This is a genomic window from Rhodococcus sp. JS3073, from assembly GCF_026810085.1.
GTDB classification, from domain to species: domain Bacteria; phylum Actinomycetota; class Actinomycetes; order Mycobacteriales; family Mycobacteriaceae; genus Rhodococcus_F; species Rhodococcus_F wratislaviensis.
On the sequence record NZ_CP113951.1, the window covers coordinates 8,102,217 to 8,115,122 of the forward strand.

Below are 12,906 nucleotides of genomic sequence, written 5' to 3' on the forward strand. Positions count from 1 at the left end.
TCTCCTTTGGTTCGGTGGTTCAGTTGGCCGGGACCTGTGGGACTGCGACCCCGATCAGGCAGTCCTTGGTCACGATCTGCTGCAGTTGCTCTCGGCTCCAGCCTTCGGTGCCGGCCGGCCGTTGGGGGAGCACGATGTAGCGGGTCTCGGCGGTGGTGTCGTACACGCGGATCTCGACATTCTTCGGGATGTCGGTGCCCATCTCCGACAGAACTTTTCGAGGTTCACGGACGACGCGGGCACGGTACTCGAAGCTCTTGTACCAGGTCGGCGGCAACCCGAGGATGGGCCACGCGGTGCACGAGCACAGGGAGCATACGATCACGTTCTTGAGGGTGGGGGTGTCTTCGAGCGCCACGATGTATTCGCCCTGCGGTCCGAGATAGCCGTACTGGTCGACGGCGGCGGTGCCGTCGGTGAGGAGCAGGTTGCGGAATTCCGGGTCGGTCCAGGCTCGCGCGACGAGTTCGGCGCCGCGTTTCGGGCTGAAGTCCTCCTCGAAGGTCTTCTTCCACCCTTCGGTGTAACCCTCTGGGACCAGGCCCTTTCCGTCGAGCGCACGGAACAGGGCCCACGCGCGATCCGACGCCGGCGCTTGCGGTGGTGCCGCGTTGTCTGGTGTGTGTTCGATCGTTGCCGACATTGTTTCCACTTTCTGTAGGGGCTGATACTTGTGAAGTGGTGGTGTGAGTGGGCGGGTAGGACGCGCCTCGTCTCAGGCGAGACTCAGACGTGCACTGGTAGCCGGTTGGCCGGTCGCCGTGGGAAAGGCGCCGCGGATCTGTTCGAATGCGTGGCCGGCGCGTAATACCGTGGCGTCGTCGAATCGTTTCCCGATGATCATCATTCCGACGGGAAGGTCGTTCACCAGACCTGCCGGCACTGACAGGGCGGGGTGGCCGGTGACATCGAATGGGGCGGTGTTCGCGATCATTCCGAGGGCTTTGGTGACGTACGTGACTCGGTCCACATCCTGCGCCGGTAGTTCGGAGGCAACGTAGGGCAGGGTCGGCATGACCAGGACGTCGAAGCTTTCCAGCGCCGCATCGTAGGCGGCGCGAGCGCGCGGTACCAGGTTGCGGGCCTTGCCGTAGCTCGATCCGCCCAATGCGGTGACACCGTGATGGCCGCACAAGGCGACGAGTTTGACGGTTTCGGACAGGGCATCAGCGTGCTGGATTCGGCGCTGTGCAAAGTACGCCATCAGTTCGGGGTCGTAGAGGCCGTCTGCGTTGAGGCCGTAACCGTTGCCGTCGAGCATCTGATAGGCGCCGCCGTCGGTGGCGATCACGTTCCACACATGGAACGCGTGCAGGTGCCACGGAATGCTCACCTCGTCGACCACACCGCCGGCGTCGGTGAACCGGTGTGCGGCCGCGCGGACCGCATCATCGACCTCCGGCTGCGAGACCGCGTGCCCGAAGCCCTCACTCACGACCCCGACCCGCAGGCCCTCGATGCCGGAGTCGAGGGTCGACGCATAGTCATCCACCACGAGGTCGTCTGGTTGGCGGGGATCGTGGCCGTCTCGGCCCGCGATCACCGACAGAAGCAGGGCGGCGTCTTCGACCGTGCGGGTGATGGGCCCGAGATGATCGACCGTGCGCTCGATGGGGAAGGCGCCGGTGTAGGGAACCAGCCCGAACGTGGGTTTGTGGCCGACCACGCCGCAGAATGCGGCCGGAATGCGGATCGACCCGCCCTGGTCGCCGCCGATCGCGAAATCGACATCACCGGCTGCGACGAGGGCGGCGCTGCCACCGGAGGATCCACCGGCCTCGCGGTCAGGGTCCCACGGGTTGCGTACCGGACCGGTGGCCGGGGTGAAGCTCGAACCGGAAAAGCACAGATCCTCACATACCGCCTTGCCCGCCAACGTGGCGCCGGCATCGAGCAGTCGGGTGACCACGGTTGCATCGCGGGTGGGAACGAACCCCTCCAGCGACCGCGATCCATTCATCATGGGCACGCCGGCCACGGTCACATTGTCTTTGATCGCCACACGCCGGCCGGTCAGCGGACCTTCTGTCGTCGTCGAGATGCTCGTGGTGACATACCATGCGCCCAAGGGATTGTCGCTTGCATCAGGTGTCGCATGATTGCGGGACGGTGCCGAGACGCTCTCGTCCGCATACAGGGCGTCGACCACGTCGTACGAGCCGAGCGCGCCATCGACCAAGCTTGCGAACTCCTGACGAGTCGCGGCGTCGAAATGGAGGCCGTAATGATCTGCGGCAGAGCCGATTGCATCGGCGTTCGGTCGGATGACTGTCATCAGGTGGTGCTCCTCACGTGCTTGACCGGTTGGGCGTCGCGCATCATGCCGGTCTGGGGGTGGCAGTTGATGTACTCGTACAGCTGGTCGCACCCGTCGAACACCGAGACCTCGTGATAGAGCCGAAGTTTTGACAGGCCGGCGGCGACGCGGAAGAAGGTGGTGAAGATTCGCAGGTGGGTCGGATGGGATTCTGCCCAGCGCTCGAGTTTGTCGAGCGAACCCCAGTGGCCGATGTTGTAGCTCAGATCGAGGTAGTTCCCTTCCACATCGATGTTGCGCACGAACCTGTTGCTGTAGCAGCCCACCGACTCGCCGTTGTCGCGAAGAAAATCCATGCCCTGCTGCAAGGTCGGGAGGATTTCCTCGAGATACAGGGCGCGTTCTTCGGATTCGGCATCCTTCCAATCCTGGCCGGACCGAATCAGCGCGATATTGTCGTGGCCCTGTACCACGACACGGCCACCGGCAGCGGGATCGCCGCTGAGCACCCGCAGGTCGCCCGAGGGCTGCATCCAGTCATTCTGGGAGATCGGGAAGCGTTCGCGCATCGAACCCCAGTACCCGTGTTCGTTGATCTCGCCGCTGATCCCGTCCATCACAGCGCCGACACCAGGGAGGTGGTCCTGAAAGGCGTAGAGCGTTTCGAATTGCTCGGCCCGTGGGGCCACGATCTCGCGGAAGTAGCCAAGTCCCTCGGCCAGTCGTTGATCCGATGCCCACCAGTCGGCCACCGCAGGGTTGTGGAGCCAACGTGTGTGGGAAGAAACGTCTTTCCAGTAGCCCACGATCATCAGATTCTCGTAACCCTGATTGTCCGCATGATGGGTCAGGTCGTGGTGCAGCGGGCCGTCGCCCAGATCGAAACTGGCGACGATGTCGCGCATGGCAGCAAGCGCGGCCGGGCGTTGCTCGTCGCCGCGGAACTGCACGCCGAGATACGCCATCACCACCTGCTGCAAGCGCTCGTCGGCACGTCCCACCCACATGGGGAAGGGGGGTTGGTAGTCGTCGGGCACACGCCGGGTCAAACTCCGCGGACATGTGAGGTGGTCGCTGATTGCAGATTCCATGAGGACTCCTGAGTCATCGAGTTGGGGCTTGCCGAGAACGCTCGGCAACTCGGATCGAAATTGACGTTACCTTCGTGTGCCGGTGTGAATTTGACGACGAGCGACAGGTAGTTCGACGATCAGCGACACTCGGCGCAGAACGTGCTACCGGGCGGAGTGTTCAGTCTGGATTCCCCGCGGGACGTAGCTGTGCCGCCGAAATCATCGGCGCACATGCGCTCGTCGTGTGCACCCGCGAAGTATGCGTGCAGGGCCATCGACCGTCGATCAGCGCGCGCCGTCGCAAGTCTGGTGACACCCTCCTTCAGGTCGGCCGGCCAACGGTAAGGGCGGATCAGCATTCGGAGAAGTGCAATGGCAGCGTCGAGCAGTAGTAGCGGCATGCTGTGTCTCTTCGTTCGGGCCCGGCCGCACAGGCCCGACGGTGCCGATGGCGTTGGAGAATCGCTGCGGATGCGATGAAACTGATGGCCACCAACACTGATACGACGACGTCGGCGGCGGCGATTGGAAGATCACGGCCACCGTGATTGCTCGGTCGAGGTCCACCGAGTGACGAACGGCGATGCCTTCATGTTGTCCTCCTGTCTACACCGGCGACCCGCCGGCGGTCAGGACGAGGAACCGGCAATCGGTCCCGTCCGGGATTTCCGGCGTACTCGAACGGTAGGAGTTTCCGAGGCGTGATGTTTGACGCTCAGCGACTGCCCGCTTTGCGCTCCGCGACATCGTCATCGCGGGGGCGGAGCCACTGGCGCCGGAACTGACAAGGTTCGTGAGTCACACCCCGACAGGTATTCGGCTTTGTCACGGGTTGGAAATCGTGTTTCTTCCGCGTAAATGGGCGAGCGCGCGTTGACATGCGGTTTCGCCGCTCATAGCGTGAGGTTCACGCGAGGAGAAGGAGCTGTCCATGACGTCGTTGCCACCGCCTGATGGCGACCTCGTGGATGGGGACTGCTCGGATTCCCGGCCCGTGAACACACCAGTGCCGCAACCGCCACTGTCGCGCGCCGGGTCGACACCTCAGCAGCGCCGCGAGGTGGTTCGGACCAGTACGCTCGGCACCTGGATCGACACGATCCGCGACACCTTCGTCGCGCTGGACATCGATCCCGCCGAGCCCACGCAGTTCACCGGCGCGGTCCACACCCGGCATTTCGCGCACCTGATGGCTGCCGACGTCACCGCGACATCGCAATCCTTCCGCCGAACGGCGAGGCTTGCCAACCGCCACCCACTCGAGTTGATGCAGATCGGCATGGTGGTCGCAGGTGAGGGACAGCTCATCCAGGACGGGCGTACCTGCATTCTCGGTCCGGGTGATTTCGCCCTCTACGAGACGTCACGGCCCTTTACCTGGAACCTGCATCCGGACTGGCACCTGCGCGTGTTCACCTGGCCGCGCGCCTCGGTGTCGCTCACCGAGAGCCAGTCACAGCAGTTGACAGCGCGGACCGTCAGCTCCACTTCCCCGGTAGGACAGTTACTGTCACCAATGTTGTCCAGCCTTCTCGTCGCCGACGGGGAGGTCTCCTCCGGAGGCGCGATCGGGCTCGCCGGCGGTTTGGCCGACCTGGCCATCACCGCGGCGCAGGAGGAGTGTCAGCCCGACGATCCAGATGCCGCCATGCGGGAGTTGTACGCGAACATGGTGCAGTACATCGGACAGCACCTCGACGACCCGGACCTGTCCCCGTCCGGCATCGCTCAGGCCTTCTTCGTCTCCACCAGAACCGTCCACAGAGTGTTCGCGCGCTTCGACGCAACCGCTGCTGCCACGATTCGCGAACACCGACTCGAGGCCTGCCGCCAAGCGATGGTGGCCCCACGCAACATCCCCCGATCCCTGACCGACATCGCTGCCCAGTTCGGGTTCATCGATCTGTCCGTCTTCAGCAGAGCATTCACGGCGACCTACGGCATCAGTCCGAGCCGCTACCGGGAACAGCACCGATGATCGAGGCCCGAAGGCCCATCCGCCGCCAGTAGGCGCCTCAGTCAGTGCTGTCGACCCCTACGTCGAGGCGATCTGGTCCCAGCCCTCGACGGACTCGGGGGTGCGGGGTGCGGGTCCGGTGTAGATGGCGGCGGGGCGGACGAGTTTGCCGAGGCGTTTCTGTTCGAGGGCGGCGGCCGCCTCGTAGCGGGGGGCGTTCAGGCGTTGGGCGGTGGCGCGCAGCACCCGGGTGCGGGGGTCTTCGGCGCGGTAGACGCGGTGCCCGAAGCCCATCAGCTTTTCCTTGCGGTCGAGGATGCCCTTGACCAGGGTGCGGGCGTCGCCGGTCTTTTCGGTGTCCTCGATCATCGGCAGGACGTGGGCGGTGTCGTCGTCGATGTCGAGGAGGGGCTGGTATCCCCAGATGGGGGCGAGCATGGCCAGGCCCGCCTGGACGTCGACGCGGACGTCGCCGGTGTGCACGGGCAGGGGAACGGTTCGGCCGGGGGCAGTCCGGGGCCGAAGCGGCCGTCGACGAGCAGGGCCCACACGTTGCCGAAGGTGACGTGCCCCTCGACGAGTTCTTCGATGTCGACGCCGCGGTAGCGCAGGGCGCCGCCGTCCTTGTCGGGTTCGGCGATGTCGCTGGTGAACGCGACCACACCTTCCAGTCCCGGGTTGAAATGGATTGGTACGGTCTGCTGTTCGTGTCCATGATGGGAGTCGTTCTGCGAGGAGAGTCATCTTCATGGCACGGGCGCGGCCGATCGACGCGGCGACGAGGGCGGTGCCTACGCCGTCCGGTATGAGACCGACCTTGCCGAACGCAAGAAGGAGTAGCTGGACTCCGTAGCGACGGTGAGGTCGCACGCGAGCGCCAGGGATACGCCGACACCCGCGGCGGTTACGACGCCTGACGTGGAAGAATGCGACGTCATTCCGCTGCAGCGTCGACGAAGATGTCGATCGTCAACGGGGCGGTTCCACCGTAGGACGTGAAATCGGTGACACCGGCTTCGGTGAGTACTTCGACGTCGAGGACCGTGCGACCGTTGTCGGTGCCGGCGGGACGGCCGAGCAGTTCGATCGCGGCGTCGGCCATGATCTCGGGGGAGCGGGAGTGTTCCAGGCTGTCGTGGCCGCCGAGTAGGTTCCCGACCGCTGCCGTCGCGATCATCGTCTGCGGCCACAGGCAGTTGCTGGAGACGGGTTGATTCGCGTACTCGGCGGCGATGCCCAACGCGGCCAGCGTCATCCCGTATTTTGCCAGCATGTAGCCCGGATGGGTGCCCAGCCAATGCTGCGACATGTTCAGTGGCGGTGAGAGCGTCAGTACGTGCGGGGCGGAAGATCTCTGCAGGTACGGAAGGCACGCCCGGGTCAGCGCGAAAGTGCCGCGCACGTTGACCTGTTGCATCAGATCGAACCGCTTGAGCGGCAGGTCCTCGGTCTTCGAGATATCCAGCACGCTGGCGTTGTTGACCACGATGTCGATGCCGCCGAAGTTGTCGAGAGCGGCGTCGACGACCCGGGCGATATCGCCATCGCTTCGGACGTCACCGACAACGGGTACGGCGTGTCCGCCCAGTTCGTTCAGTTCTGCGACGGCGGTGTGAATCGTCCCGGGCAGTCGAGGGTCGGGGGTATCGGTCTTGGCAAGCAGGACGACGTTCCCACCGCGGCTCGCGATCGCGCGGGCGATGGCAAGTCCGATGCCACGACTTCCTCCGGACATGACGGCGGTTCTCCCGCGGAAGCTCGTGTTGTTCACTGTAATCCCTTCGTAGTTGACGCTGTGGGTGAGAAGCCGTTCCGCGCCTGTCGAACTTGGACGGTAACGCTCGAACCAATCCCGTACGACGGAGTCTCGGGGTGCCGTGCGTCGCTCACCGAGCAGTTCGCAGGCGTTGGCCGAGCGCTCTCCACGATAGGAGAGTCCTGTGATGGTGACCACGTCCGCGAAGCATCAAGAAACGTGGGCCGTTTGTCCTATGGGGACATGCTCATGTCGTGTCGGTGAGGAGGTGGACAGTCGGATGGGCGGAAGTGTGCAGGTAGAGACGCTGAGCATGACGTTCTGGATAAATCGTCATGCTGGGGTGTCGACTGCTCTATTGTCTTCGCATGGCTTCACACGACGAGCGCGCCGCGCTGTTGGTCGCACGGATCGCGGGCTCGCTCAACCAGCGGTTGGTGACGTTGACGGCCGATATCACAGATGTTCTGTACAGCGAGATTCCCGATCTGCGTGCCGATCGGCAGCTGTTCGACCTGCTCGGTGCGAGTGTCGAAGGAAACCTCGACACCATCTTCCACACGCTGCAGCACAACATCGCACCGGAAAATCTGGAAGCGCCGGCTGCCGCGATGGAATACGCGAGACGTCTTGCTCAGCAAGGGGTTCCCGTGAACGCGCTCGTGCGCGCATACCGACTCGGACAGACCAACCTTCTCGAGTTGGTGTTCGACGAGCTGGGTGGGGAAGCGGTCGAGCCGGAGCTGGGTGTTCCGGTGCTCGAGCGCATCATCACGGTGATGTCGGTGTACATCGACAGGGTGTCGCAGCAGGTGGTCGAAGTCTACGAGCGTGAACGCGAACGGTGGCTGGCCCACCAGAGCAGCGTTCGTGCCGTCCGAGTCCAGGAAATCCTGGCGGGCAACGAACACCCGGACGCTGGGGCCAGCGCCGCCCTCAACTATGTGCTGCATCAGAATCACCTGGCGGCCATCATCTGGGTTCCCGATACCGGTCCGGGAGACATGCTGGCCAGAATCGAGTCGGCGGCACACGACTTCTCAGGGTTCATGGGCGCAGCGACCGATCCGTTGTTCGTGGCGGCCGACCGCGTCACCGGATGGGTATGGGTCCCACTCGGTACGCGCTCGGCTCCCCGGCGAGGTTACGGCGAACTGCGCGAGTTCCTCGAGGCCCGCCATCCGGGGCTTGTCATGGCGGTCGGCGGGGTCACCAACGGCCCGGAAGGATTTCGGCAGTCGTACACGCGTGCTCAACGCGCACGAGCGCTCGCTATCGCTGCAGGAAAGAATGCCCCCGTCGTGACCGCGTACGACGACCCAGGAGTGTCGACGGTCGCACTGCTGATAGAGGACCTCGCGGCCACCCGGACGTGGGTGCGCAGCGTCTTGCGCGGCCTGGCGGTGGACAATGAGAACGCGGCCCGCCTACGTGAGACCGTGCAGGTCTACCTCGCAAGCAACCTCAGTAACGTCGCTGCTTCGAAAAAGCTGGATCTGCACTACAATTCGGTCAAGTATCGGGTGAAGCGGGCCGCGGAGGAACGAGGGGAAGACTTCACCGGGGATCGCCTGGCCGTCGAACTCGCCCTGCTCGTGTGCCAATGGCTGGGACCGGTGGTCCTGACACCGGATCAGGCAAAGGGTGAGCCGACGGTCAAAGGTGGGGGTGGGCGATGATGGCGGTCCGCGGCAGTTCGTCTGGATCGCTCACCGCGTCCTCGAGGGCGATGTAGTCGCCGAATGACAGTCCGGCTGCGGCCAGTAGGGCTGCGTACAGTCGTTCCAGCATGATTCCTCGGTTCGTCTTCGTCGTGGGGTGGGCGGCGGGCCCGGCACCACAGGATCGCTGCGGTGCCGGGAGGTGTTCCTGCCGGCGCGACGACGCATGACCGCTGCGCCGATCCCATCCAGGGGTGGAGGTGTCGTTGCGAGCGCACGCGCCAGCCGCATGGCCTCCGGCAGTACTTCATGTGGATGGACGACCCTGTCGATCATTCCGCATCGCAGTGCCGTCTCCGGCTCGAGCGGGTCGCGAGGGAACACCGCCCCGGCCTGGACTCGGCGGCCGAGTCCTACAGAGTCGGGATGCCCGTCCGCATATCGTCCCATTTCCCGGGACCCGAGAGAGGCGTGAGAACTGACGATGACTGCGTCACACGCCAAGATGAGATCGAGTCCTCCACCCGAGGCCGAACCGTTCACGGCTGCAATGAGCGGTTTGCCTACGTCATGCCCGACGAAGCCGGCGAACCCCCATCCCGGGTGTCCGGGCGCGTCGATGCGGTGCCCGGCAGTCAATGCGGCCAGATCCGCACCAGCACAGAAGGTGTCTCCTGCTCCTGTGATGATGCCGACCCGAAGGTCGGGCGAGGCGGCCAACGTCTCCATAGCCGCGCCGACCGCGGCGGAGACGGCCGAGTCGACGACGTTGCGGACCTCGGGACGATTGAGAGTGATCACTGCGAGCGGACCGTGCCGCTCGAGAAAAGCCGCACCACGGCGATCCCTTTTCTCGGACTCTTCCACCGTCACAGCACATCACCACCGTGTCTGCGCAGGTAACGCATTGCGGATTGGGCGGCATTGAATCCGCTCATCCCATGGGCGCCGGCGCCCGGCGGCGTGGAGGCCGAGCACAGGTAGGTTCCCGGAACGCCGGTGCTGTACGGGTCGAGGGCGATGCGCGGCCGCAGCACCACCTGGGTCTCGGTGTTGGCGCCGCCGATGATGTCGCCGCCGATGTAATTGGGATTCGACGCGGCCAGTCGCGCCGGTCCGCTGCTGACCGTGGCGACGATGCGGTCCCGGAACCCGGGCGCGAACCGTTCGATCTGCGCGGTGATCGCCTCCGTCGCGTCTCCCGTGTAGCCGTGCGGGACATGGGCGTACGCGTACAGCGGATGCAGATCTCCGTTCGATCGTCCGGGGTCGGCGACATACTGCTGGCCGACGAGGACGAACGGCCGCTGCGGCATCCGCCCGGATGCGACATCGCGTTCGGCGGCCGCGATCTCGGCGAAAGTGCCACCCAGGTGGACGGTCCCGGCGCGTCCGCAGTCGGGATCGGCCCACGGCACCCCGCCCTCGATCGCGAAGTCGACCTTGAACGCCGCCGGCCCGTGCCGGAACCGGCGATACGCCCGTGCGACCCTTTCGGGGACATGTTCACCGAGGATGCGCAGTGCAGCGGACGGTGCCAGGTCGAGCAGGACGACGTCCGCCGGAGGGATATCAGCGATAGCGTCCACCCGGACGCCAGTGGAGATCTTCCCGCCCCAGTCGGTGAGCATGGCCGCCAGTGCACCGGTGATCGACTGCGATCCGCCCTCGGCGACCGGCCAGCCGTATCGGTGACCGGCGGCGATGATCATCATGCCGACCGCCGATGTCGCGGGGCGGTCCAAGCGGTAATAGGCGTGCGCGGCGGCACCGCCGAACAGTGCGCGGGCCTTGTCGGTGCGCCACCAGCGGGCCGTCACGGCGGCAGGCAGGAGGGCTCGGGGCCCGAAGCTCGCGAGCTTCAGCGGGTGCCGGGGCACGTTCGCGATCGGACGCATCAGGTCGGCGGCGAGGTCGTCGAAGCCGTCGGCGAGCCCGCCGAACATGCGCTGCCAGCGTCCGCCGTCCTCGCCGAGTCCGGCGGCGGTCGCGTCGACGGAACGATGCAGGAGACCGGCTTTCCCGCTGTCGAGGGGATGCGCGCAGTCGATGTCGGCCCACTTCCAGGTCAAGCCGTATCGGCCGAGGTCGAGGGTCTGCAGGTACGGCGATCCGGCGCCCATCGGGTGGAACGCCGAGCACTCGTCGTGCAGCAGGCCGGGGACGGTGAGTTCGCCGGAGCGGGTGCCGCCGCCGATGGTGTCGGCGGCCTCGAGGACCTGGACGTCGACGCCGTGCCGGGCGAGGTGGACCGCGGCGGCGAGCCCGTTGGGCCCGCTGCCGACGACAACTGCCGTGGTCACCGCCGCACTCCGCTGCCCTCGTCACCATGGAGTGACGAATCGGTGGCGTGCTTGCTGCGCATCCTCGGTTCCGACAGTGAGCCGGGATCGGTGATCGCCCGATCGGCGTCGATGTCCAACGTCCACTGCACATCGAACGGAATGGGACCGTTCGGCAGCCACGGCTGTTCGGCGATGGCATCGGACACCTTGTACGTTCCCCGCTCGATGACACCGAGGGCCGCGTCGATCACCTTGTACTCCTGGATGCCCTTGTGGATGGGCTGCGATTCGATCCAGGCGACGACGAACTCGCCGGGCGCGAAGTTGCAGCGCCGCTGGAGTGCGGCGATCAGGAACTCGTTGTGCAGGTGGCCGTCACCGAAGTTGAAGGCCACCAGCGAGTTGCAGCTGAACTCGGCCTCACGCAGCGAGTAGGTGTCGATGTCGTCCCCGAGATGGCGGCTCATCAGCGACAACAGGGCGCGGCCCTGGCTGTGCATCGACCGCCAGCCGAGCAGTTGGTGCATCACCACGTCGGCCACCGCGGGCGGGTAGGTCGCCAGCAACTGGGTGCGGGTGTTCTGACTGGGCCGCGTGATGAACTCGTCGAGCTTGTCCTCCGCACCCGGGGCGAACGCCCAGGTGGCGGACGCCCAGTTGCCGGCGTACTGACGCATCGAGGGCAGGAACGACACGAGATCGGGGCGCAGATTGCCGAGGATCGGGAAGAACACCAGCGCGGCGACGATCGCAGCGAGCAGGAGCGGTGAGGAAAAATCCCCCAGCCCGAAGCCGGCGGCGTTCGGGAACCCGAGGAACAGGAAGACTGCCGCGTACGCGAACAGCAGGTTCCATTCGAGGGGTACTGCGAGCGGGAAGGTGGACAGGATGAACAGGTGGAATGCCACCATCAACGCAACCGCGAGCAGGGTGATGGTGCCATTCGTGGTGAACAGCAACACCAGTGGCGTGACCACCTCGACGACGGTGCCCAGAACGTGGGCGACGCCGCCGGCGACGATGGACGGCCGCAAGTCGTTCGGGAAGCTGCGGTAGTGGGCGCGCTTGATCGTCTTCGACGGCAACCAGGGGGTGTTGGACAGCATCGGCGGCACGACCATCGAGAAGTGGTGGCCGAGTTTCGAGATGCCGGCGCCGACCCACACCGACACGATGAGCAGCTTGAGCGCGACGATCATGTCCACGAACGGAAGGACACCGAAGAAGACGACGGCCGGGAAGTACTGCTCGCCTCGGGCAGCGATGAAGATGACCTTGTCGCGCAGGCCGATCACGACCAGCAGTGCGATCAGCGGCAACAGAAGGGTGGGGTTCACCAGGCCGTGGTTGCCGGGCAGTGCCGCGTCGACAGACGGTGTGTGCACGCCGGCGAATCCGAGCGCGAGGACGATGTCGACCAAGATTGCGGCGTAGACGAGAACATCGAAGATGGTGCGAGTGTCACCGGATGTCAGCGGCACCTTCCCCGGCCAGGGTGGCAGGCGGATGGTGCCGGGCCGGAGCCAGAACAGGGCGCCGCCCATCATCGGCTTGAAGTGGCCGGCGAGCGGACCCCACGAACCGCCCAGACCGACGGTCTCGACCAGCAGTGTCCACAGGATGAGCTTCTGGTACACGATCGGTGCCTTCCACCACGCGCCGACGTCGAGCACGTTGTATCCGGACGTGAACGTCGCAATCGACAGTCCGGCGGCGAGGTAGAGGACGAGCAGTTTCAGAATGTAGATGGTGTGCACCATCTTCGGGGTGCCGAAGCCGTAGTCGACCCAGTGGGTCGACATGGCTCGGATCCGGTCGAAGAAGGGGCGATCGAGGAATGTTGCGGGGTCTACTTCGGGAAAGTTCCCGGTTTTGAATCCCATCGGATGCTCCTGGATAGGGCGGGCGGAGGGTAGG

The 12,906-nt window shown here is 65.3% G+C and carries 9 protein-coding genes and 3 pseudogenes; 2 read left to right on the forward strand and 10 right to left on the reverse strand.

Features of this window, described 5'->3' with window-relative positions:
- Positions 1–19: 19 nt before the first annotated feature.
- The 3 genes from nthA to oxdA all read right to left on the reverse strand — a co-directional run bounded on the left by nthA (position 20) and on the right by oxdA (position 3,348).
- Positions 20–643: a nitrile hydratase subunit alpha gene (gene nthA, locus OYT95_RS36930; RefSeq protein ID WP_037239134.1), complete on the reverse strand. Its 624-nt coding sequence runs from the start codon at positions 641–643 to the stop codon at positions 20–22.
- A gap of 72 nt (positions 644–715) precedes the next feature.
- Positions 716–2,275 carry an amidase gene (locus OYT95_RS36935; RefSeq protein WP_268790428.1) on the reverse strand — a complete coding sequence of 520 codons (1,560 nt, stop codon included), beginning with the start codon at positions 2,273–2,275 and terminating at the stop codon, positions 716–718.
- Entirely contained in the window at positions 2,275–3,348 is a 1,074-nt protein-coding gene (gene oxdA, locus OYT95_RS36940; protein WP_112298344.1) for an aliphatic aldoxime dehydratase, read from the reverse strand. Before oxdA ends, OYT95_RS36935 begins: the two co-directional genes overlap by 1 nt.
- A 913-nt stretch (positions 3,349–4,261) precedes the next feature.
- Between oxdA and OYT95_RS36945 the strand changes: the two genes are divergently transcribed.
- Positions 4,262–5,308, forward strand: a complete 1,047-nt coding sequence (locus tag OYT95_RS36945; protein ID WP_268790429.1) for a helix-turn-helix domain-containing protein — start codon at positions 4,262–4,264, stop codon at positions 5,306–5,308.
- Between the two features lie 57 nt (positions 5,309–5,365).
- On the opposite strand, the pseudogene OYT95_RS36950 reads toward OYT95_RS36945, so the two are convergent.
- The 3 genes and pseudogenes from OYT95_RS36950 to OYT95_RS36960 form a co-directional block, all read right to left on the reverse strand.
- A pseudogene (locus tag OYT95_RS36950) lies at positions 5,366–5,976 on the reverse strand (citrate/2-methylcitrate synthase).
- A gap of 25 nt (positions 5,977–6,001) precedes the next feature.
- Positions 6,002–6,189, reverse strand: a pseudogene (locus OYT95_RS36955) (enoyl-CoA hydratase-related protein); the annotation flags it as partial.
- Between the two features lie 32 nt (positions 6,190–6,221).
- Complete coding sequence (locus OYT95_RS36960; protein ID WP_268790430.1) at positions 6,222–7,022, reverse strand: SDR family oxidoreductase; 801 nt, start codon at positions 7,020–7,022, stop codon at positions 6,222–6,224.
- Positions 7,023–7,411: 389 nt separating this feature from the next.
- On the opposite strand from OYT95_RS36960, the gene OYT95_RS36965 reads away from it, so the two are divergent.
- A complete protein-coding gene (locus OYT95_RS36965; protein WP_268790431.1) occupies positions 7,412–8,722 on the forward strand; it encodes a PucR family transcriptional regulator in 1,311 nt (436 codons plus the stop codon).
- Here OYT95_RS36965 and OYT95_RS36970 read toward each other — a convergent pair.
- From OYT95_RS36970 to OYT95_RS36985, 4 genes and pseudogenes are all read right to left on the reverse strand, one after another.
- Entirely contained in the window at positions 8,700–8,834 is a 135-nt protein-coding gene (locus OYT95_RS36970; protein WP_255221683.1) for a hypothetical protein, read from the reverse strand. The two genes, OYT95_RS36965 and OYT95_RS36970, sit on opposite strands and share 23 nt — an antisense overlap.
- 185 nt (positions 8,835–9,019) lie before the next feature.
- Positions 9,020–9,577 (reverse strand): annotated as a pseudogene (locus OYT95_RS36975) (enoyl-CoA hydratase-related protein); the annotation flags it as partial.
- A complete protein-coding gene (locus OYT95_RS36980) occupies positions 9,574–11,007 on the reverse strand; it encodes a phytoene desaturase family protein (RefSeq protein ID WP_268790432.1) in 1,434 nt (477 codons plus the stop codon). The pseudogene OYT95_RS36975 and the gene OYT95_RS36980, both read right to left, overlap by 4 nt.
- Complete coding sequence (locus OYT95_RS36985; RefSeq protein WP_268790433.1) at positions 11,004–12,872, reverse strand: DUF3556 domain-containing protein; 1,869 nt, start codon at positions 12,870–12,872, stop codon at positions 11,004–11,006. The genes OYT95_RS36980 and OYT95_RS36985 overlap by 4 nt, the downstream gene beginning before the upstream one ends.
- Positions 12,873–12,906 lie beyond the last annotated feature (34 nt).